Origin of the sequence: Fibrobacter sp. UWH9, assembly GCF_900129715.1 — a bacterium.
Lineage (GTDB): Bacteria > Fibrobacterota > Fibrobacteria > Fibrobacterales > Fibrobacteraceae > Fibrobacter.
Genome location: NZ_FQWP01000008.1, coordinates 82,531 through 105,825 on the forward strand (window position 1 = coordinate 82,531; position 23,295 = coordinate 105,825).

Annotated in this window: 17 protein-coding genes; 4 read left to right on the forward strand and 13 right to left on the reverse strand. The window is 48.9% G+C overall.

Translation table 11 applies throughout. From position 1 onward, the window contains the following. Nucleotides 1–2: 2 nt before the first annotated feature. The 8 genes from BUB94_RS08740 to BUB94_RS08775 form a co-directional block, all read right to left on the reverse strand. Nucleotides 3–1,538, reverse strand: coding sequence for a MotA/TolQ/ExbB proton channel family protein (locus BUB94_RS08740; RefSeq protein ID WP_083538195.1), 1,536 nt, complete (start codon nt 1,536–1,538; stop codon nt 3–5). After that, entirely contained in the window at nt 1,538–2,395 is an 858-nt protein-coding gene (locus BUB94_RS08745; RefSeq protein ID WP_249269372.1) for a DUF3450 family protein, read from the reverse strand. Before BUB94_RS08745 ends, BUB94_RS08740 begins: the two co-directional genes overlap by 1 nt. Before the next feature lie 36 nt (nt 2,396–2,431). Further along, nucleotides 2,432–3,955: a hypothetical protein gene (locus tag BUB94_RS08750; protein WP_073236047.1), complete on the reverse strand. Its 1,524-nt coding sequence runs from the start codon at nt 3,953–3,955 to the stop codon at nt 2,432–2,434. A 133-nt stretch (nt 3,956–4,088) separates the two neighbouring features. Continuing rightward, complete coding sequence (locus BUB94_RS08755; RefSeq protein WP_073236049.1) at nt 4,089–6,569, reverse strand: TonB-dependent receptor plug domain-containing protein; 2,481 nt, start codon at nt 6,567–6,569, stop codon at nt 4,089–4,091. 120 nt (nt 6,570–6,689) lie between these two features. Beyond that, on the reverse strand, nt 6,690–7,907 hold the full coding sequence (locus BUB94_RS08760; protein ID WP_083538196.1) for an HD-GYP domain-containing protein: 1,218 nt from the start codon (nt 7,905–7,907) through the stop codon (nt 6,690–6,692). A 148-nt stretch (nt 7,908–8,055) separates the two neighbouring features. After that, on the reverse strand, nt 8,056–10,353 hold the full coding sequence (locus BUB94_RS08765; protein WP_073236055.1) for a caspase family protein: 2,298 nt from the start codon (nt 10,351–10,353) through the stop codon (nt 8,056–8,058). 12 nt (nt 10,354–10,365) lie between these two features. Continuing rightward, nucleotides 10,366–11,151, reverse strand: coding sequence for a hypothetical protein (locus tag BUB94_RS08770; protein WP_073236058.1), 786 nt, complete (start codon nt 11,149–11,151; stop codon nt 10,366–10,368). Continuing rightward, a complete protein-coding gene (locus BUB94_RS08775; protein ID WP_073159717.1) occupies nt 11,151–11,654 on the reverse strand; it encodes an RNA polymerase sigma factor in 504 nt (167 codons plus the stop codon). Before BUB94_RS08775 ends, BUB94_RS08770 begins: the two co-directional genes overlap by 1 nt. Nucleotides 11,655–11,854: 200 nt before the next feature. On the opposite strand from BUB94_RS08775, the gene BUB94_RS08780 reads away from it, so the two are divergent. Continuing rightward, entirely contained in the window at nt 11,855–13,510 is a 1,656-nt protein-coding gene (locus BUB94_RS08780; RefSeq protein ID WP_073236061.1) for a putative bifunctional diguanylate cyclase/phosphodiesterase, read from the forward strand. After that, entirely contained in the window at nt 13,510–13,866 is a 357-nt protein-coding gene (locus tag BUB94_RS08785; RefSeq protein WP_073159713.1) for an Hpt domain-containing protein, read from the forward strand. The genes BUB94_RS08780 and BUB94_RS08785 overlap by 1 nt, the downstream gene beginning before the upstream one ends. A gap of 87 nt (nt 13,867–13,953) precedes the next feature. Here the strand turns inward: BUB94_RS08785 and BUB94_RS08790 are convergent, their stop codons facing one another. Further along, on the reverse strand, nt 13,954–14,277 hold the full coding sequence (locus BUB94_RS08790; protein WP_073159711.1) for a hypothetical protein: 324 nt from the start codon (nt 14,275–14,277) through the stop codon (nt 13,954–13,956). A gap of 45 nt (nt 14,278–14,322) precedes the next feature. Beyond that, nucleotides 14,323–15,072: a coiled-coil domain-containing protein gene (locus BUB94_RS08795; RefSeq protein WP_073236064.1), complete on the reverse strand. Its 750-nt coding sequence runs from the start codon at nt 15,070–15,072 to the stop codon at nt 14,323–14,325. A gap of 130 nt (nt 15,073–15,202) precedes the next feature. Between BUB94_RS08795 and uvrC the strand changes: the two genes are divergently transcribed. Continuing rightward, nucleotides 15,203–17,083 carry an excinuclease ABC subunit UvrC gene (uvrC, locus tag BUB94_RS08800; protein WP_073236067.1) on the forward strand — a complete coding sequence of 627 codons (1,881 nt, stop codon included), beginning with the start codon at nt 15,203–15,205 and terminating at the stop codon, nt 17,081–17,083. Between the two features lie 5 nt (nt 17,084–17,088). Here the strand turns inward: uvrC and BUB94_RS08805 are convergent, their stop codons facing one another. Beyond that, entirely contained in the window at nt 17,089–19,794 is a 2,706-nt protein-coding gene (locus BUB94_RS08805; RefSeq protein WP_073236070.1) for a TIGR02171 family lipoprotein, read from the reverse strand. 654 nt (nt 19,795–20,448) lie between these two features. On the opposite strand from BUB94_RS08805, the gene BUB94_RS08810 reads away from it, so the two are divergent. Further along, a complete protein-coding gene (locus tag BUB94_RS08810; RefSeq protein ID WP_083538199.1) occupies nt 20,449–21,105 on the forward strand; it encodes a formate/nitrite transporter family protein in 657 nt (218 codons plus the stop codon). A gap of 90 nt (nt 21,106–21,195) precedes the next feature. Here the strand turns inward: BUB94_RS08810 and BUB94_RS08815 are convergent, their stop codons facing one another. Then, a complete protein-coding gene (locus BUB94_RS08815; protein WP_073236076.1) occupies nt 21,196–22,191 on the reverse strand; it encodes a bile acid:sodium symporter family protein in 996 nt (331 codons plus the stop codon). A 25-nt stretch (nt 22,192–22,216) separates the two neighbouring features. After that, complete coding sequence (locus tag BUB94_RS08820) at nt 22,217–23,173, reverse strand: ADP-ribosylglycohydrolase family protein (protein WP_217653117.1); 957 nt, start codon at nt 23,171–23,173, stop codon at nt 22,217–22,219. Between the last annotated feature and the right edge of the window lie 122 nt (nt 23,174–23,295).

The window sequence follows — 23,295 nt, forward strand, 5'->3', positions numbered from 1 at the left end:
TTCTATGCCTTGGGGAAAATCTTATTCAACAAGGTCGTACTCTGCACATAAAGTTCGCTGGTCACCTTCTCGATTTTTTCACTGAGAAGGCCATGCAGAATCATCACGGGAATGGCAATAATCAAACCGGTTTCTGTCGTAACAAGGGCTTCAGAAATACCTCCAGCCAAAACGCGGGCATCATTAGTTCCCACTTCCGTAATCACGTTGAACAAGGTGATAATACCGGTCACAGTACCCAGCAAGCCCAACAGCGGGGCGATGGAACCCATGGCGGCAAGCAATCCCATTCTGCGTTCCAGTTTCGGCTGTTCACGAAGCAAGGCTTCCTGCAAGGCACGCTCCGCCGTTTCGCGGGAATCCCTGGCGCGATTCACCACCGCAAACATAACCATGGAAAGGCTATTCATATGCTTCAGGCAATAATTGGCGGCATCATCATAACGCTTTTCATCAACCAGGGAATGCACCTTCTTCACAAAACGGCGGCCGACGCGACCACGGACTGTGAGCATGATAAAACGTTCCAGGCACAGGAGCAAGGCGAAAGCGGCCACCAGCATCAAGGGGTACATCACAATGCCACCCTTCTTGAAGAAAGCCTGCAGTTCCTCTTTCCAGGTCAATTCCTTGGTATCGGTAATGGAATTCTTTACAGCCTTATTCTGGAGAACATCCAGCGGGACGCTGACCACGGCCGGAGCGGAACCGGCTTCGTTTACAGCACCACGAATACCTGCAGAAAGTTCCATGGGCAAGGTTGAATTCCATTCGAAAATCTTACCCTGCAGAGCACCGGAACGGAGCAGGGCCTGAACTTCGCCAAGACCATCGGCAGATCCGTCTGTAGCCACTTCGCCCAGAAACACCGTACCCAGACGCAGGCGGTTCACGTTAACATCGGGGCGGCTTCCCACCTGGGATTTTTCGTTACCGTAAGACTGAGTGTAGGTCAGTTCATGTCGACCCAGAACATCTTCCAGGTAGGCACGCATGGCGGCAAGCGTATTGGGATTCTTGGCATCCGCATCATTCTGGGCTTTCTTCAGGCGCAACAGACGATCGTTCATTCCCACCGGATAATCACCCGTCACTTCGCCCAGGGATTTTTCAACGGCCAGTTTCACCTGGGTATTGAAATTATCGTAAGCCCCTTCATCGGACTTTGCCTTTTCTTCCGCATCCGTCGTCAGATCCTTGCTGGCCTGAACTTCTTCGTTGACGCGGCCTAAATCCGTAGAAAGCTTGGAATAGCGGCCATCCAATTCTCGGGTTTCAGTTTGATGTTCTTCTGTCAGCTGAGTTTCATTATATCGCTTACGCCAATGTTCAGCTTCCAGTTTTTCAAGGGAATCGGCCTTCTGCAAACGAATGCGGGTAAGGGCGTCCACTTCACGCTGCAAGTTCTTGAATTCCTCACGTTTCAGGGAATCCAAAATCAAGGCGCTATCGACTGCGGCAGACTTCTTGTCGCTGGACCAAGGCCAGGCAAAAGCAGAGGAAACGCACAACAAGGCAATCAGAATCAAGTTCTTCATTACTTGCCCTCCTTCACAATAGAGAGGCTTACGGGCAGCGTTACCATCTGAGGCGGCTTCTTGGCCTGTTTCACATCGATGGCAAACTTTACTGCGGCACGTTCTTCCAAATTCAGGTCTTCATTCCATTCGTATTCTACAGAAGCACAGCCCTTGCCCGCATCGCCGGCACACTTGCGAACCAGGGAACCGAAAACCGTTGCATTTTCATCGGCGTAGACCATCCACTGATTTCCGATACGCAAAATCTGTGCGTTGATCAGTTCACCATTTTTACGGGTCAGCGGAGAATTGATGATGGCCACTTCATCACCAAACTTGGTCTCTTCGGCAATGAGCGCCTTGAGGCGGGAGAAAGATTCTTCGGCAGAAGCGTTTCCACTTTCTATATCGCGGGTCAGGGACTTTACACGGTCCAGGCGAACGTCACGATTCCAAGGCAAAGTCTGCCCCACCTGAAATTCCAGCTGCTTGCTGAGGGAAGCCAACGTGGTCATGAGCGCCTTGCGCTTGGCGGCCACATTGTCGCTACGGTTCTTGGCACGAGCCTGCTTGTTGCGTTCATCATTCAGCTGAGCGGCAACAGCCTTGATCTTGGTATTCAAGGAATCGATTTCAGCCTTACGACGTTCCGAGTCCGACTTATAGCGATCCTGCAAAGTCTTATAGCGTTTTTCGTCTGCCTTCAGCATGGAATCCGTAGCGGAAATCTGCGAATTCAATTTTGCGATTTCGCTGTTAAGGGTTTCCTTCTGCAGTTGCAGATCCCGAATGTCGGAATCCACGTCGGCGAAGACGTTACCGGCAAACACCGCAACGAACATTAAAAAAGCCAGTGTTTTTATTTTCATATTCATACTCGTTCTCTTAAACACTTCAAATTACAAATTCTGTTACCGCTTGCACTGTGCATCCTTGGGGTGTTCCTTGCACCAATTGTCCACCACCCTTTTCAAAATCGGAGACTGGATTTCTTCAAGATAATAACGGCTAACCAAGGCGGTCCCGCACTGAGGATATTCAGAAATATTCCAGTCACGGTCAGAACACCATTCCCAAAGGGATTCCTTGCACTTATTTTTTTCCAGATTTATCTGGCACTGTTCAAGCAGACTATCGCAACTGGCCACACGGTTGCTTACAAAATCGCTGTTTGCGCAGAACATGAACAAAGCCTTATCATTGATGGAATTCTTCTGAGAAACAATCTTATCACGGTTTCCACGGCCCCACCACCATTCATCATCGTTCTTGGCAATTTCATCGATGTAGTCATTCCACGCCACCTTAAAATCATAAGTGTCAGACAATTCAATTCTGACCTTTTCGGCAACAGAAACACAATGGCTCTTGATTGCGAGGAGATTTACCTTTACACCATCATCCGTCTGCTCTTTCTCAACACAAACCGATTCCTCTATTAAGCGGCACCACTTCGTTTCAAACGGAACATGTTCCGCCATGCCACCTTCCTGCAGGCAATCCCAGCCACGCATATGCGTGTACGTCACATAATTTTCTGCAGACACTTCCATCAGCAAGGAATCCTTCAGCATGCCGCTAAACACGCCCGTTCCTCCGTTCACGTTGCTCTTGGGCACCACACGGGAATCACTGATGGCCTCCAGCACCGTATTCACATAATCCGAATAAGCCTGATCGGTAGCATAGAAATAAATGGTAGACTTGCCGACAGGAACAGTCATTCCGGGATACTCCATTGTGTCCAACGAATTTCGACCGGCCACCATCATACGGGTCATAAAGCCCATGCTAGCCGTACTTTCTTCAGGCTTCTTTGTTGAAACGCCGCCATAACCAGTGGAGTCGGGATCCAAGAACGAACCCAGCATATTGTTTATGGTGGTATTCATGGACTCTCCACCTTCCATCTTATCGTAGGACATGGTCATAAGAACACCACGGACACTTTCGTCATACTCCATGGGAATTTTATAGGTCTTCACATCATTAGGAAATCCCAGGAATTCAAAAGGCAAGTAGCTGTAATCATTTTTGACAAAGGCGGCATCATCCTTGACACTAGGCGGAATGACGCCCTTAGCATGAATCTTGGCAGGAATATTCGTTTCAGCCTTCATCTTGGAAGTCACCTTGTGGCCTGCGCTATCCCACTTGAAGGTTGCATTCATAGTGTAGGATTTGCCAGGAATACCTGCATAACCCACTTCATCCATACCAAAGCAATTAGGCTTTCCTTTGGATTCCAGAGATTGCAACTGGGCTACAGAATCCCCTTCTGCACGGCCAAAATTTCCTGACACCGTCACACTGGCACTATCATAGAAAGCGAAATTTTCCGCAGAGGTTTCGTCCAATTCATACACCTTGGAAAAGCAGACATAGGGCGATTCATCGGCTACGATATAGCCGAAAGTATAGATACCGCGGTACACTTCCGTCTCTTCCGGATAGTAAGTCCAAGGCCCCTGAAAATCACAGGCCGCGAGAATAGTAGATAGTAGGAAGTAAACAGTAGGAAGCAAAACACGAGTTAAGGCTTTTCTTGTCCGAGAAGCCTCACACCTATTAGAAGTAATACTCATAATTGATCATGATCGGCAAAAAGGGGAACTGAGAAATCGAGCTATACTCCGGCGGGTTCTTGTCGGTATCGTAGTAGGAATAGAACATGTTTTCGTGGTCCGTCAGATTGATAATGGTCCAGCTGAAGTTCCACTTGTTTTCACGTCCAATATCGATGGCCTTTACGTCAATACGGAAGTAGGGCGTCTGGCGGCCTGCATTGCGGGAACCAGGGATAACCTGGATATTATCGGTATACTTCTGATCTTCCATTTTCTGCTGGTAGAAATAGCCTAGATATTCACTGATAGGCATGCCTGCAGAATACTTCATGACCACAGAAGACCTAAAGTAACGTCCCTTAACCTTGTGAGGCTTTAATCCATCTTCACCCCTCCAGTTAATACCCGCATCCAGCTTTAAGGCATAGGGCTGGTGCCAACTGGGGAAATAGGGTTTAGTACCGTCATTGCTTTTAAGAACGCTGAGACTCTGGCTCCAGTTAATGCCACCGAAGATTGCACCCTTTTCACGACGGAGTGAAAGTTCGTAGCCCATGGAATAACCTTCGGCCGTTCCGAAATTATCCGCCATCAAAAAGTCCGCAGAAGCGGTTTCATCTGTTGAATCCTGAACCATCATGAAGGTGTTCAAGTTGTTCTGCGTCTTGAAATAGGCGCCTGCAATAAAATCAAGTTCATCTGCAATCTGGGCCTGTTTGTATTCCACCGCAAAGAGGTTGGATCGAGCGGGCTTCAAGTGCTTACCCTTGCTGGTAGTTACCGACGGGTAGTAGAATTCGTTAAGAGCTTCGCCATCACCGAACATAATGGAGTTCATATACTGCAGGTAGTGTCCAGCATAAAATTCCAAAGTCTTCCGATCATCGATGTTCCACACCAGAGACAGGCGAGGTTCAATTCCAAAATCCTTGGACAGGTCCTGATAATTCAGACGCAACCCATAAGTAAACAGCCAGTCCTCATTCAGGCGCCAGGCATCCTGCCCATAAAGAACATGGTGCAAAGGCTTCTGGACATCTTCCACCCTCATACTGGAAATGTATTCATAGAACTTATCCCAGTCATATTCCAGTTCATAGCCAAAGGTTAGAACATGATTATCGATTCCGCGGAAATTGAGCCACTGCTTTGCCGCAAAGGTATAAAGGTCCTGACCGATATTAATCAAGTCCGTCAATTTCATTGTCTGGTAAAAACGGCTGTACGCCAAAGTGGCATTATAATCCCAATCGCCAAAGCGGTGGTAGAAATTAATGGGAACAGCCACATTACCCCAGTCCACATAAAGGGGATCAAATTCAAGAACGTCCTTGCCGGTGTAGAAGCTGAACTTCAATCGGGTATCCTGATCGAAATCATACATGAACGTTCCCTGCAAATCGGTAAACTCGTAATCGATGGCCAAATCCAGAACACCCAGGGCCCGGCACAAATCCAGCATATAGCCGATGTAAGTGGTACGGCCAGCGATCACCCAACGGGCATCACCCACATGGCCTTCGGTATGGAGCTGGGCGGCAAAAGTGCTAATCTTAACGCTGCTACGGCTGAACCATTCCTCCGTAGTATCGCTACCTCCGGCGCGACCATCCATTTTCAAAACGGAACTCAGACGGTTGCCGTACTGGGCAGGGAATCCACTCTTGTAGAACTGCACACCGTCAATGGTTTCCACCAGGAAGGTACTGAACAATCCGAAGAAATGGGTTGGAGAATACACCACCGCGTTATCATACAGGAACAGATTCTGGTCGGCGGCCCCACCGCGCACATAAATTTTCGTACTGAAGTCAGAACTGGCAACCACACCGGGCAACTGCTGGATACTGCGGATCACATCCGCTTCGCCTAGGCCGGGCATGCGCTTGATACTCTTGGCGCTAACAACGGACTCACCAGGTTTGCGCTTGGGGCGACGACGTAACTGCACCACCACCTTCTTCATTTCGGTCACCTTGCCGTTGCTTCCTGCAGCCAAAAGGGCATCCACATCTACATCTTTTTCCTGAGGATCGTTCTGTAGCGAGTCGTTTCGCGGTTCCACGGAATCTGCTGCAGCCACAGCAGTCTTGGAATCGTCACCATCAGCCGTACCAGTAGTTCCCTCATTAGCCTCGGCAACAGATTCCGTCAACCCGGCATCGCCAATGACTGAGCTAAAAACACTATCCTGGCCATGGTAGACCAACTCATAGCATTTTTCCTTTTCGGCGCCACTGATGTCGGAATTGGTAACGCAAACATTCCACAGGGTATCTTCGGGAAGCATCACCTGGAAATTTTCACCCACGACCGTTTGCAGGGCTTCGCCAGTTTCAAGAATTTCCACATTCAGTTTTTCACCGGGAGCAAAGGAAGAATCCTGAACCATGCCGTAAAACAGAATCCCTTTCTGTGCAGCAAGAGACGCCCCCTCACCAGCGGCTTCCTGCGCCACTGCCAAGACAGGCAACAAAAACATTGCAAGGTATAAAAGAAGTTTTTTCAAATCGTCTCTCGCGCTTGTCTACCAATTTAGAAATTAGCAATTACTATTCTAAACCGTTAAACACCAGAAAGAACGATAAGTGTCACCTAATAATTAGGCAATTTCATCCATGGTCTGACGGATAGGATCCTTCATCCCCAAAAATACGTCAACAAGGATAGGCTCAAAATCCGTTCCGCGGCCCTTTTCAATAATGGAAAAACATTCATCAAGAGGGATTGCATCGCGGTAACAGCGTTTCTGCGAAACTGCATCGAATACGTCGGCAACAGCCATAATGCGAGCAGCCAGGGGAATATCCTGTCCCTTTCGGCCTTCCGGGTAACCGCGACCATTCCATTTTTCGTGATGGAACTGAGCCACGTCATAAACGATCTGCCTATACCCGGCATTACCAATATGGGAGAAGGTCTGACGAATAATTCGGCCACCCTGTTCCGCATGGGTTTTCATAATGGCATATTCCTCGTCGGTCAGCTTTCCCGGCTTCTGCAAAATATGATCGGGAATGGCAATTTTTCCAATATCGTGCATAGGAGCCGCATTCACCAAGTCGTGAATAAAGTCGTGGTTAATAATATCCTTGTACACACCACGACGGTGCAGTTCCTTCACCAGCAATTCCACATAACGGCTAGTGCGCTTGACATGACCACCCGTATTTTCGTCACGGTTTTCAACCAGGTTAGCAAAACCCATCACCATGTCCGTATTCAGTTCCTTGATTCTCGCCGTATCTGCAATCTGTCGATCCACCAGCTTTGTGGTACGGGCAGAAATAAAATAGATCAAGCTACCGATACTAAAAATGCAGAGGGTTCTAGGCAAAATGCTGAACAGCACCAGACGTTTAAAGACCAGGAAGTTCTGGTCGGGAACGCAACCCATATAGAAACCGGCAAATTGCCCCACAATGGAAACGCCCACCGTCAGGAACCAAATATGCAAAGTCAGCTTCCTAGAAAAGTAAAGGCAGGCCAGGGCGATAGGAAACGCATACACCACCACCGCATGGAACGAAAGGGTGGTTTCGATAACCAGCAAGAACAGGCTGGACAGAATCACATACAGATACTTTAAATTCGGGTTGGCATTATCCACAAAACGGTTAATGACCGTAGGAGCCAAAAGCAGCAGGGCACTCAAACCAAAGGCTGAAAGCATCACCTTCTGGTCGATAATGAATACCCTGCAAAGGTTCAGGATCAACACCAGAGAGAAAATGCAAAGAGTCATCCGAAGCACTCTAGCCACAATTCTATTAGCTTCGGCCTCGTTCTGACGTACTATAAAATCACTATGCTTAGCCATACCATACCTGAATTCAAAACCAAATGATAAGCAGAATTTACATCTCTTTGTGTATGTTTTTTGTAAGAAAATAAAAAAGTCTCTCGAAAAAAGAGGGACTTTTTTGCATTTTTCACGTTTTTTGAGGATTTTTGAAGATTTTGAGGATTTAGAATCGCCCAAATGTTATACCGGCATACATTCCAGGCCAGAATTTCGCCTTATGACCGTGATAATTCCAGTCGTCATGCCACTTTCCCTTGGGTTCCACGAGGATTCTTTCGCCATAACCCTCCGTGGCCAGATTCAAAGTTGCGCCGGCGGAAAGTCCGATTCCCTGAATCAGCCTGGCGGTACCGCCAAGACGGATACGATGGTGGAAATTTCCCTTATAGTCCTCTTCCTCACGGTCTTCGCCGTACTTATCCGTAACGTGGAGGAACATGTACTCCAGTTCAAGATGAGTACCGTACTGGCCGAACTGGGTTCCGAGACCGATGCCGTTCTCATAGACATCCTCGAATTCATCAAAACCTTTCTGAAGGGCTCGGGAGAATTCAAGTGCCGTAAACAGGTAGGCCGTACCAAAATGAACGGACATGGCGGGGGCATTCATCTCGTTGATGGATCCGGTAAAACTCCATACACCATTTCCAACGATATTGATAAGACCGATAGGAGTCTTTTCGGCGTGACCCACCACGTTGATGACACCCCACTGGCGGCCCGTCGCCTTACCGGCTACATTGATAACAGCAATCTGGGTATCGTCAACCTTCTTTGCCACGTTGATGGCGCTAACCTGAACATGGGCATCCCTAGCGACATTTATCGCACTCACCTGAACGTTAGTCGTTCCTACAATGTTGATGGCACCCACCTGGGTTGCACTTACGGTATCCCTGGCGATATTAATTGAGCTAACCTGAACTCGTGCGCTCCTTGCTACGTTAACGGCACCTACCTGAACCGCATTGGGACTTGTATTCGTTATGACATTCACAGGACCGATTTGCGGACCATCCATATGTCCCGCATAATTAAAGCCACCGGAAAGTTGCAACCCCTGGAAATTTTTCTTGCCGATATTGAATATCGGGGAAACCTGCATACCGTGCATATCATTTTCAGCCAGGTTTCCAATCAGGCTTGCCTGAGCGCCAATCATAATATCATCCGACTTCGACAGGAACACACCCATCATCAGGCCCTTACGAGGTTCGTGGGCTTTATCCGCCGCATTAAACGTTGTTCTAAATCTGCTATTATGATCCAGGGAATCAAAGCGGGCCTCCATATTCTCATCAACAACAGAAGACTTGATTTCGCCACGAGCCACCGTCTTTTCGGCGGATACAGCCTTAAAGTCTCGAACGGTCACTTTCTGCTGTTTTCCATTGGCAAGTTCAACATTCGTTTCATTCAGGTCAGCATTCCCTTCTAGACGAACCGTGTACTTTCCTGCAGGAAGACCAAGGCTCATCGATCTACCGGACTTCTTATAAAGTTCAGCTACCAGTTCGTTCGAGGCGTCACGAATAAAAACTCGACCTTCTATACCTTCATCCAAAATCATACCGGCACTAGTACTGCGCAGGTCCGTCATCACCACATCACCCGTACCCGTCAGATTCATGTCTCGACTGGGGTGCTGAGCTCCACCCATGGTGGTCTCCGTCTTCTGCAAAGTTTCGTTAAAGGCAAACTGGTAAGCCTCGGACAATGTCACCTTGCCATCGCCGCTCAAGTCTCCCGCACCGCGTAGACCGCTCACCAGGGAATGGGTAAAAAAGGAACCCCTCAACTTATCGCTTTCCTGGCTAGCTTCATCCTGGGTACTGCTGGTAATAAAGGCATAGCCCTTCATGTCGCTACTCTGGTCTACCATGAAGGCAGGAACAGCCACACCTCCCTTGGCTCGGGTAATGGCACCGGAACCACAGGCATCGATGACAGCAATCTTCACATCGGCATTCAGGGCATCTACACGTTTGCGGAATTCCTGCCAGCTGTAAGTTTCTTCACCTAGATGCAGTCCCTTTTCGTCGGCATGGCCACTGTAATAGACAAGCACTTCCTCACGGCCGCTTTTCCCCTTGCCCTTCGCCAGGATTTTGTCCACATTGTCAAAGTGGGCATTCAAAAAAGCCACACTAGGTTCCTGGATCAGGTAGACATTCTTCTGACTGACTCCACCCATATCCTTAAGCACCGCCGCGAAAGATTTGGCATCGGATTCCGCATAGCGAAGAACAGGTCGTCCCTTACCGCCATTGTTGGCGCTAATGGCAATCACATAGCGATCGATGGTCGTCGAAGGCAACCCCGGAGCAACTGCGGCAGCAGCATGAATGCGCCCCACCATAAGGAACAACATGGCAAAGGAAAGCAGGCAAAGACCAATCATACTTTTCCATGGTCCCGCACCAACCACACTATCAAAAACCTTAATCAACACCTTTTTCATTTTCAACCCCCGCTACTTTTCCAATTTGCTTACCGTAAATTCAACAACCTTAATGCCTTCCTGCTTCAAGGATGCATCAATATCATTTCCATCAATGGCAAACGTATTCCTGGACGTCATCAAAAAGAACTTTTCAAAATGAGGAGCGTCATCTAGTTTATACGCAAAAGGCAAAGTCACCATTTTACCCGGTTCCAGAGCGATGGATCCAGATCCATTACCCAAGTGCACCGTCAAGACGCCGTTACCGTCCATGCTAAAGAGAATGCCGTAACACTTCTCAGGGACCGAGTAGCGGAGTTGCAATTCATCGCCTTCGCTAGCGGCACCCAGATTTTCCATCTGGACAGCGGTTTCACCATTTTTCTTCCAGACTTCCATCCGAGCTTCCAGCCCCTTGATGCGGGTTCCATCATCAACCGAAACCATAGCGACTTCAGAAGTTGAACCGTCAACACCCTTCACGCCAAGATTCCTTTCGCCACCCGATACAAAAACTGCAGCAAAAATGCCCAGGGCGATAACCATGACGGCGGCAACCTTCAAAAACAGACTGGGAGCCACCATGCGAGAATCACCGGACATTCCCCTATCGATTTCATCAAGTCGGGGTGACAAATTGCTAAAGGGATTGTCCGCCAAAATTTTGGCATTTTCGTCACGCATTGCCTGCAGACGAGCACGGAAAATTTCATCAGTCGCTTCACGACGACGCAGTTCCTGCATTTCATCAGAAGGCAGGTCCCCTGTCAAATACTGTTCCAATTTCAAATCGGATACATTCATTTTCGTTTTCATTATTTGACCTCCAAATTCTTAACCTTGGATTGCAGTGTGCGTAAACGTTTACGAACTCCGCTTACAGAAAGTCCAACAGCTTCGGCCGTCTCCTCCAGAGTCATTCCATCCACAAAGTGAAGTACGGCCATGGTACGGGTAGACTCGGGCTCCTTCGAAAAAATCTTTTTCAGGACACTGCCGGCTTCGTAGGCATCCACCTCATCGTCTAAAGACGCCAACTGCAGAAGCAAGTCTTCACTGCAGGTATTTACGCCACGGCGGGCCTTATCACGGATCCGATTCAGGCATAACCTGGTTGCCGTATTCCACAGCAGACTAGATGGAGAGGACAAATCCAGCGAGTCACGACGTTCGTAAATCCGCAAAAATACGTTCTGCATCATGTCACTAGCCTCCGCATCATCTTTCAACAAGGCGACGCATCGGCGAAACACCATTGGCCCATAGCTTTCATAAAGCCTGGAAAAAGCCATCTTGCTTGCGATTTCTTGCCTATTCATACCCGTGTAACACTACTGGAGATCAAAAATGTCACCCAAATTTAGAAGTTTTGCCCCTCTATACACGAAAACAATGTGATAATCCTCATTTTGTTATTTTTTTCTCACAAAACTTGTTTTTTTTGGTTAGATTTATTGAGAGCGAAGGGAGCCAAGCCCCCCTGACCAGCCCGTATCTAAATTTTTTACATGAGTACGAAATGGTAAAAAATGAAATTTTGATTGTCGATGACTCCAAAATCAACCGCGAGATGTTGCGGCTGATTCTTGAAGACGAGTACGACATCGTAGAGGCAAGCAACGGCCAAGAAGCCATTGATATAATCGAAAAGGGCGACCACGTATTTCGCTTGGTACTTCTGGATTTGGTCATGCCCGTCCTAAACGGATACGAAACCTTACAGGAATTCAACAAGAGGGGGTGGCAACACAAGCTCCCCGTCATCATCATTTCCGGCGACTCCACCGACGAAGCCCTGTCTAGAGCATACGATCTAGGCGCCGCAGACTTTTTTGCCAAGCCTTACAACCCGCAGATCGTTCTGCGCCGTGTAATGAACGTAATCGCCAGCCGCGAATACTCCTATAGAGATTTACTTACCGGAGCCTATAACCGATCTGGCTTCCTCCAGATGGCCAACAATTTCTTGCAAAAGTGCGAAGACCGTACCAAGTACGCCGTCATGTTCTTTGACGTTAAGAATTTCAAGGCCATTAACTCTGTCCTCGGAACAGAAGGCGGAGACGCAGTCTTAAAGCAGACCTACAGAGGAATGTCGGGCGCCGGCCTGGAACCCATTTTCGTTTCTCGATTCGAGGCAGACCACTTCGTGTGCCTAGTCGAGGCCGACAAGATCAACATCGATGCGATGATGCACGAGAACAACCAGGTTCTGGATTGGACCGGACGCAGCATGCAGTTCCGTTTCCGTACCGGCATCAGCTATATCGACAGCGATGGAGACGTCATCAACTTTGTGGACCGCGCCAAGCTGTCCCTTAGCTACATCGAAGACGAATATCTTAAGCCTTACGCCATCTTCGACGACAAGATGGCCAACAACTATATCAACGCCGCTTCCGTGACTTCAGAATTCGACACCAGTATGGCCAACGAAGAATTCAAGGTCTATTACCAGCCGATCATGGAAGCCGCTACCGGAAAGATCGCTTCTGCAGAAGCCCTTATTCGCTGGATTCACCCCGTTCGCGGTTTCGTACGCCCCGACCTGTTCATCCCAGTCCTCGAAAAAGACGGCTTCATCTCTAAGCTGGACCTGTTCGTAGACCGCAAGGTAAACCAGGTTATGCGACGCTGGCATGATCAGGGACTTCCGACCGTGCCCGTTTCCGTGAACCTTTCCTGGATGGACTTCTATGACCAGGACATGATCCAGAATATTCTTGACCATGTGGCACAGCGCGTCACAGCACCTGGTTCCGTACGTTACGAAATTACCGAATCCTCTTTCGCCGCCCTCAAGGAAAATCGCGGAGACGTTTTGAGCGCCCTGCGTGAACAGGGGGCATGGCTCCTGATGGATGACTTCGGCAGCGGTTATTCCTCCCTGGGCATGTTGATGCACTACAAGTTCGATATCCTGAAAATCGACATGAGCTTCGTGCGCCAGCTGGAAAACAATCCCGATGTCAAGCACATCGTCAAGATGATTATCGACATGTGCCATCTTCTTGGAATGAAAGTTGTGGCCGAAGGCGCCGAAACAGAAACCCAGGTCAACATACTCCGCGAGGATAACTGCGACTACATCCAGGGTTACTATTTCAGCAAGCCCCTCCCCGAAGAAGACTTTAAGCAGTTCCTTGCCAAGTGCAAGGCCGAAGGAAAGATATAATGACACTCCAGGAATTGTACGCAAAGATCAACGGCAACTACGCCGAAGCCCAGAACCGACTGATGAAGGAATCCTTCATCGAAAAGTTCGCCTTGATGTATCTGAAAGACGACAGCTTTGTTTCCTTGCAGAACGCCATCAGCGCAGGGTCTATTCCCGACTGCTTCCGTGCCGCACACACTCTGAAAGGTGTTGCAGCCAATCTGGCCTTTACAGAATTGCAGCAGGCAGCCTCTGAACTGACAGAGCAGCTCCGTCCCCAGACGGCTCCCGCCGACGCCGCCATGGTAGAAGTCCTCAAGGTGGCCCACGAAAAGGTTGTAGCCGCATTGAACGAATACAACGCCAGCAAGTAGGCTTTGCAAACGAGCAAGGCGAAAGAACAGTTTAAAAAAAAGGGATCCTGATTTTTATCAGGACCCCTTTTTTAATCTTTAATGGGATTAAAGTTCTTCATTTCTGTTAGACCGTTCCATACCTTCGTCAAGCAGAAGGTTCAGGTTCTTGAGATCCTTTTCCATCTGCTCGTAGTAGGCCTTGGCACGGCGAAGCTGCTTTCGCAACTCAAAGATTTCAGACGTCAGTTCCACAGACAGCAAGGCTAGACGCTTGCGGTTATCCATCTGGAACTTTGCCGAACGTTCAAAGCGCTGATCGATAAAATCACCGATCTCCTTAAGTTCCGCATCAGGCAAATCCGTACGGATCTGGATATGTTCCTGAGCAACGGAAACGCTAACTGATCTAAGAGGTGCGATTTCTGCCATTTTACTTCATCCCCACGCCGAATGGATCTTCATCCATCAGCCAGTTTAGTCGAAAAAACTTGTCTGCGAGCCCTCCCCGCTCGCACGACTCTTGGATTCTTCCTTTTCTTCTGCGCCATGAACTTCGATGGTGGGCAGATCCTCTTGAGCAGGAGCCTGTTCCACCTCGTCGGCAGCTTCTTCAACAGCTTCGACAGATTCTTCCGCTTCCAGAACGTCGTCAGTTTCTACAGAAGGTTCCTCGATGCTCAAGTCGGTGCCCAGTTCGTTTTCGATGGTGGCCACCAGCTGATTGAACTTTTCCTGGGCGTCAGCGATTTCGTCGGACTGAGCCTGGAGCTGATCCATGAGTTTAGCAATGATGGCGTCCTTTTCTTCCACCTTTGCATTCAGGGCGTTCAGCAATTCAATCTTTTCGTTGATAATGCCATTCAGAGCCGCAATGTCGCGATCCTTTTCGGCAGCAAGATTCTTGAGGTTGGCAATGCTCACCAGTTTTTCGTTCAGAGCCTGTTCCTGTGCATTCACCTGATTGACGCGGGCGTCCAGGGCTGCCTTGGCATCTGTAAGACTTGCACCCACAGCGGTCAGCTTGGCATTGGTATCGCTAAGGTTAGACTTCAGGGACGCAATGTTGGCGTTTGCGGTATCCAGCAAAATGCTCTTGTCCTGCAGCTGTGCCTTGGCATTTTCCAGTTCCTTACGAACCTTGGCGTTTTCCTGTTTGAGGGTGCGCACAGTCCCCAGGACACCTTCGACCTTCTGGGAAAGCGCATTCATATTTTCAAAATTCATCTTCGCTCCATAAGTTGAAATTCTTTGAAACTTTTCCTATCATAAGATAACTAAATTTTCATAGGAACTTCTAGAAGTTACCGCTGATTTTTATAAAAAATGTACTTGAAAATTTCGGGGAAAAACCTTCATGATTTCGGTTAGTGAACACATCCAGCGCAGACTGAACGAACTGCCCGATCGACCGGGTGTGTACATCATGAAGAATGCCTCCGGTAAGATCATCTACATCGGAAAGGCCAAGGTTTTAAAGAACCGCGTGCGAAGCTACTTCGACGGTAGCGACCATCAGGGCCACCGTGCCGCCACCCTGATGTTCCCCTACATTCGCGACATCGAATGGATCATTACCGAGACCGAAGAAGAAGCACTGATCCTAGAAGCAAATCTTGTTCGTAAACACACGCCCAAGTACAACGTCTTGCTGAAAGATGACAAGCATTTCCCATACTTGGCATTCAGTGTGCGCGAGCCATTCCCCAGGCTGTTCCTGACCCGATCCGTCAGGAAGGACTCCAATCAGTATTACGGACCCTATATGAGTTCCCGCTATGTGGACAAGCTGAAGGATATTTGCGCCAGGCTGTTCAAGATCCGCGAATGCAATATGGAACTGCCGGCACGAACCCCTCAACGCCCCTGCCTGAATTACCATATCGGAAGGTGCAAGGCCCCCTGCGCAGGACTCGTCAGCCGCGAAGATTACTACAAGGACGTCATGCAGGCAAGACTCCTGCTAGAAGGCAAGCGGGATGACCTGCAGGAAATCTGGACTCGTGAGATGAACGAGGCTGCCGCCAACCTGGACTTTGAAATGGCGGCCAAAAAAAGGGACGCCATTCAAGCCCTTCAGTCCACAGGTATCCACGCCAAGACCGACACTTCCGACCCGAACCTTTCCCTGGATATTCTGACACTGCGCCGCAACGGAAGCCTAGCCGCCGCAGTCATCCTGGAGTACCGTGCAGGCGTTCTTACAGGCAGACGCCACTATCGGCTGAAATGCGAACTTGAAGATGACGAATCCGAAATTTTCCGTCAGATGATTCTCACCTGGTACGCCGAAGCGGAATTCATTCCCGGAGAAATCGCCACAGACATCGCCCTCCCCGAAGATGCGGCTCTTTTGCAAGACGCCCTGACGCAGCAAGCAAAACACAAGGTCTATTTCAACAACCCACAGCGAGGTGAAAAACTGGGCTTCCTGAAATTGGCAGGTGCCAACGCCGACATGATCCTCGTAGAAATGCGGGCCGAAGTACAGAAGTACAGTGAAATCGACCAGAGCGTCTTCGAACTGCAAAAAGTTCTAGGTCTCAAGAAGACTCCTTTCAGAATCGAGTGCGTAGACATTTCTCACTTGAGCGGCACCAACACGGTGGCAAGTCTCGTGGCCTTCAAGAACGGGAAACCAGACAAGTCCAACTACCGCAAGTTCATCATCAAGACCGTAGAGGGTGTAGACGATTTCGCCAGCATGCGTGAAGTCATGACCCGACGTATCCGCCGTCTCGAAGATGAAGGCACACCCATGCCCGACCTGTGGGTATGCGATGGCGGTAAAGGTCAGGTGGACGCCACCATGCAAATTCTGAAGGAGCTGGGACACGATCAGGATTTACCGCTAATCGGTCTCGCCAAACGTCTCGAAGAAATCGTATTCCCCGATGACCGAAAGAGCATCGTGCTGCACAGAACTAGCCCCGCCCTAAAACTCCTGCAGAACGCCCGTGACGAAGCCCACCGTTTCGCCATCACCTACCAGCGCAGCAAACGCAAGAAGGATCTGGAAGTGGAATGGCTAAAGCAGCCTGGCGTCGGCCATGAAACCCGCATCAAGATTCTAAGCAAATACAAGAGTGCAGAAGCCTTTATGGCCGCTCCGCTCGAAGATATAGAAATCCTGTTGGGAAAAGTCCGCGGAAACAAACTCCGCGAACAGATTGCCCAATATTGCGCCGACTTTATTACACCTGACTTTGATAAGGATCCAGAACAGGATCAATCTTAAGGGGACTACTCCAGAGTCTTGAGAAGAGAGTCCAGTCGTGCCGTCAGCTGCTTGGATCCATAGATATTCAGGTGGTCATAATCATACGCCATAGAAGACGGGTAATCATGATCCCCCATCTTATTTTCATCAAACAGGACAAAATACTTTTCAAGTTCATCCAGTTCTTTTAAACGTTTGATGAAATTTTTTGCCGTGCTGCGAAGCATACCATGACGACCATACTGGTCTGTTTTCTTATAGTAGGGGCTGATGGGGAAAACAACACCTATTACATACACTCCATTTTTTTTTGCCATTTTCAAAATATTCAAAAGTTCCTGGTAGTTTCCTTCTGGATTCGGGCTATCCTTATCCCACCCTTGTTCCAGAATTTCAGCAGTACCATCTTCGCCATACCAGCCATTCTGAACATCAGTTGCCGCCTGCCCTCTGTAATAATCAAAGGTCGTCATAATATCTTCATTTTCCACCATGCTTTTCTGGGAAACATCCACAAAACCCTTGAGCAAACCATCCTTCCAGAAGTCATGATTGATATCGTACTTGTACCCCAGAGCTGAGCCCTGGTTTTCTAGAATAGCAACCCCATCTCTATCCCTCCACAAATCAAAATCAATACCTACAACAAGGAACTTAATATTACGGCAATGGTTCAGCACATAATTTTCAATTAGATAACGACTGCAATACATATCGCAAGGAATGACAGCCATATTCAAGGCATTTCTCAAAAGACTGGAAGAGAATCCCGCATTCATGTGGGAATTGCCCAAGCCCACAATTTCAAGGGAGTCCTTGTAATTCCAGAACAGCCTTAACTTGTACGAAAGATAGTGGGTAGCCTGATCTTCGCTATAATAAGCGGCCGCACTATCCAAGCTGAGTTTCTGATCCAGTTCTGCATCCAGTTTTTCAGTCCATAGGGAAGGGTGCCATAATTCTACACCTTCAACCAGTTCAGTCACGCTGGAATCTTTTGTATTCACGGCAACAACCTTGGAATGGGCGCCATCCCCGTTAGTCAAAGTTGCAGCGATCAAATTTGACGAGGCCCATTCGGTATGGTCAAATGCATAACCCGAAGGAGCGCCAATAGAATTCACCAGTTCACCGGTACTATCCGCAATCAGGATCCGTTCGTGAACGCCATATTTTTCGCCCACAAAATTCTTGTCGGTCTTGTCCCCAAAATCAAGGAACAGGGTCTGCCCATTTCCGGATTTCGACAAAGATACATTGCAGGCCTGTTTCGAATCAAACCAGACGGTATCAACATCTTTCTTGTGAGCTCGCAAAAGTTTCGATCCAGAAACGGCAAAATTTCCCTGGACGCCACCATGATAGGATCCGTCAAACAGTTTTTTAGGCTTGCCAAATTTTCCACCAGAAAAAGGAACACGCCATGTTGACTTTTTCATAAAGGTAGATTCATCGCTATTATCGCCGGCATCCGAAACGTACACGATAACGGTATCTCCGCTTTCAAGAACATTCCACCTAGGTATGGCCGCCGATTCAACATCCAGTCTTATCGCAGGCTCGCCGCTTGCATTCAGCTTGCGAACATAGACAGAGGATTTTCCAGAAACACCTTCAAGCCCCGTGCAGAACGCCACCCACTTTCCATCTGGCGAAATTTCCGGATGGTAGGAATCAATGGAATCTTTTATTTCAACAACAGAAAGGAACGCATTCGAGTAATCCACATAGGCCAGGTTCCCGCGGCTGTCATCTCGAAAAACCAACTTGGCCCGATACGCCCCCGAAAGTTTTCGAACTGTCGCAGAACTGGCTAGAGGAGCCACAAAGCTATTCTGAGCCAATCCTGTTTCAGACAACCACACCGCATTGGGAATTGCACCGAACGCAAGACGGAAACCCACATAGGACGCCCGGGTCGTCGAAGTCACGACATACACATCCCCGCGGCTGTAGCGGTTAACAAAGGAGGACTCGTTGCGGAAACTTCCGCCCTTCAGAACGCGTTCCCCAAGACTCCCCCCATTGGGAGCCCCCACATAATTTGAGATAGTGGTATCCCTGAACAGGCCCAACCAGTCGTTCACCCATTCGGATACGTTACCCTCCATATCGCAGACCATGGATTTTTTCTTGGAGCATACTTTTTTAGGAGAATCAACGTCATCATCTGCAGTCCAACTGTTACGGACATTCCAATCCATGTTCGCGGCAAAAATCCATTCCGCTTCGGTAGGCAATCGGTAGGCATTCACTTCCGGATGAAAAATCAAACCTTCTATACCATTGCAATGACCTTCGCCGTCATAGGAGGCCTTGACATAGGTGTATGCCGTATCCAGCTTTTCTTTCTTGCTCTTGGCATTGGCATAAAGAACCGCATCATAATAATTGACATTGGAAACAGGCAGACTATCCTTTTGGCAATTTACCGACTTGTCAAAGGATTTGTATTCGCCGCAAGTGACCTCATGATCTTGGATGGAGTAATCATAATCAAAGGTGACCGTCATTTTCGGACGTTCATTAGCCTTGGCCGTACCGACATCAGTTCCAAGAACAGTTGATTTCCCTGAAGAAAGAACCCTTACAAAACCAGGGCGTTCAGAATCCTCTTCCCCCAACGGGCTAGAACTTCCACCGTCATCGCACCCCAACAGAAGCGAAACAGAGAAAAGCACCTGAAAAACAGGGAAAAACGCAAATTTTGAAAACCTAAATTCTGCCATATCCACAAAAATAAGTTTTTCAGCCACTCCAGATAATCATATTCTACAATGGGTCCTCCAAATAAGAAAAAATTATATCTTAAAATGGCTTGTCCCGTGCATCCTAATTAGGTATATTACGCCTAGGCATCCTCACGGATCAACGCCCGATCTAACAGTATATTAAAAGCTCGTCGCTCTTACGGTACAGTTTAGGCCCACGGCTCCCTGACTTGGCTTGACCATGCTTCAAAGCTTAAAAAGGTGGGAAAAACGAAATCCTGAGGCACTGCTATCTTTTTTAGAATAGTAGTATCGAGTGTTTCGCCGTGGAACGGATGCCATACTTTTTTTAGACAAGGGAAGGCTTCGCCCTCCCTAAAACCCTCCTGGGCAATCGCGAAAGCGATTGCGATTGCAGGTTAACATCGAGGGCTGATTTAAGGGAAGGCTTCACCCGCCCTAAAGCCCTCCTGGGCAATCGCGAAAGCGATTGCGATTACAGGTTAACATCGAGGGCTGATTTAAGGGAAGGCTTCGCCCTCCCTAAAGCCCTCCTGGGCAATCGCGAAAGCGATTGCAATTTTGGATTGAAGCCGAGGGGTAATTTTGACGGTCCCGCTTTCCTTGGAGCGGGACTTTTTTTAGGGTGCAGTTTTTTCTATGTTTTGGGGTATGATTAAGTCTATTTTTGCCGGCCTGATGATTAGCGTGGGATGCGTCAGCTTCCTTTCTGTCGACAACAAGATTGCAGGAACATTCCTGTTCTCCCTGGGTCTTTACACCATCATCCTGCTAAAGTTCGACTTGTTCACCGGCAAGGTGGGTTACCTTTCTACAAATCGCAACCTGGCTTACCTAAAGTATCTGGGCAAGGTCTGGCTGGGCAACCTGATCGGCACTACCGTCGGGGCAGCCACCGTTGCGGCCACACGCCTTACCATCAGCACAAGCGCTCTGGTTGCGGTCAAGCACAACGACAATTTGCTGAGCCTTCTGATCTTGGGAGTCTTCTGCGGTATGCTCATGTTCATCGCCGTCGAAGGCTACAAGCGCTGCGGCAACCCGCTGATTGTCGTATTGCCTGTCATGGGATTTATCCTTTGCGGTTTTGAACACTGTATTGCCGACATGTTCTACTTTGCCTTCGCGATTATCAAGGGCATTGCAGGCGGTATCGCGGGCGGGAACGTCGCTGGGAACGTCGCGGCCTTTGGCGGCGCCGCAGAAATCGGCAGCACCCTGTTGCGACTGGCTGTAATCACCATAGGCAACCTGATCGGCGGATGCGCCGTTTGCTACGCCAGCGTGAACATCAACAAAGAAGCTTAGTAAACAACCTAAATTTTATACAGGAAAGGCCCGCATTTTCGCGAGCCTTTTTTTAAAGATTGCATTTTTACACTGCAATTTTTATAAAAATTATCTGGAATTTTTCCTGTCCAGTTTCGCAAAGATGCCGGCGAGAACCGTACCGCTAATGGAATGGTAGGCACAGCTGATAGCGCAGGGAACCACACACAGGGCGGCTTCAGGATGGGCCGCAATATTTTCGGGATTGGCGAAAAATCCAGCAGCGAGGACGGTAGCCATTCCCGCATTTTGCACGCCAACTTCAATAGCGACGGTACGCTTCTTGGCGGTATTGAACTTAAGGACGCGTCCCACGCTATAACCCAATACATAGCCCAACGCATTATGGCAGAACACCACCGCCAGTACCAAAAATAACAGGCTTATACCATTGGACAGCAAATGGGGGCGAACCGTCACGATGACGCCACCCACAATAAGCGCAAGTCCAATGACACTGACACTTGGCATGTTGGCCTGCAGTTCCTTGAATCCGTCGCGATGTCCAAAAAAGTGATTGCAGAGAAAACCGATCATCACGGGGCCGATGGTCACATAGAGAATGTTCAGGAACATGCCCACCGCATTCACATTGATGCTGGTGTCCGCAAGCCACAAGACTAGCAGCGGAGTCATGATGGGAGCGAGCAAGGTGCTGACAGTCGTCATTCCCACGGAGAAAGCCACATCGCCCTTCGCCAGGTAGCTCATCACATTGCTGGAGACGCCACCGGGGCAGCAGCCCACCAGAATGATACCTACAGCGAGATACGGATCCAGTCCGAAAACTTTCGTAAGGCACAGGGCAACCAGCGGCATGATGGTGTACTGAGCCAAGGCGCCAGCGCAAATGTCCAGCGGGCGCTTCGCCAGGTTCTTGAAATCCTCAACGCGAAGGGCCAAGCCCATGGACAACATGATGATTCCGAGGATCACGGAAGAGACATTGCCGCGAACCCAGGCGAACGTGACAGGAGCAAAGAAGGCAACCACCGCGCAGGCGATTACAAAAAGAGACGTATAGGTGGAAAGAAAACGGGTCACCGCCCTAATAATTTTAAGCATGACCCAAATATAGAATGGTTCGGTCTTACTTGCTAGCCACGAAATCCTGGAAACGGATGAGAGCTTTCAACATTCGTTCATCCAGGCGGTTGACGGTTTCCTGCTGGATTTCTACAGGAATGCCGTAAACAGCTTCGGCCATGGCGCAGGCGATACAGCAGAGGGTATCACTGTCACCACCCAGGGAAACTGCCAGGCGGGCAACTTCCTCGAAGGAGTTTCCCTCGCGGAAGGCGCAGAAGGCCTGAGGCACCGTATTCTGGCAGGATTCATCCATATGGTAGGTGGGGCGGATCTTGTCGCAGGTCATCTTGCTAATAGGATAGCCGTAGGTACGTTCCACATAGTCGAGGATTTCTTCCTTGGACTTACCTGCACGCCCCAAGAAGATGGCGGCGGCGACGGCCTTTGCGCCCTTGATTCCCTCGGGATGGTTATGGGTAACGCCAGCGGAAACCTCGGCAAACTTTTCCACATCTTCCAGAGTATCGTAGGCCCAGCCAACTGCAGAAACTCGCATGGCGGAACCGTTTCCCCAGCTGTTGTAGGGCTTTGGATTTTTATCTACCAGCCAGTAACGGAAATTTCCACCGTAGCCTGCATAGGGGAATGCCTGCCCCCACTTTTGCATAGACGATACCATGGCCTTTTCGGTAAGGACGGGGTCAGGTTTGCGAGCATCGGGGTGGTCGCCCACGAATCCAGCCATTACCGCTTCCGCCACAGCAACCGTCATAACACTGTCATCGGTCCATTCCGATGCGCGATTGAACAGCGGGAATTCCGTGGTCTTGATGTTGTTGCAGTCAAATTCGTAGGGCGCCCCGATAGTATCGCCAGCGATAGCCCCCAGAAGGCAGGTATCTCGCTTAAGAGAAGCCTTCTGTTCTTTTTGGGCCGTCTCGCCTTCCAGTTCGCCTCTACACATGTTGCTTGCGGCCTTGCGGAAAACTTCCTTCATTTTCTTTTCATGTTCTGTCATAAAGACTCCTTTTTCCTTCCTATCGTCACAAAAATTGCATTTGTCAACTGGGACAAAAAAACGTATAACAATAACGTTCGTTTTACAATCACCATTTCTTCTCAAGAAATTTAGACTATAGG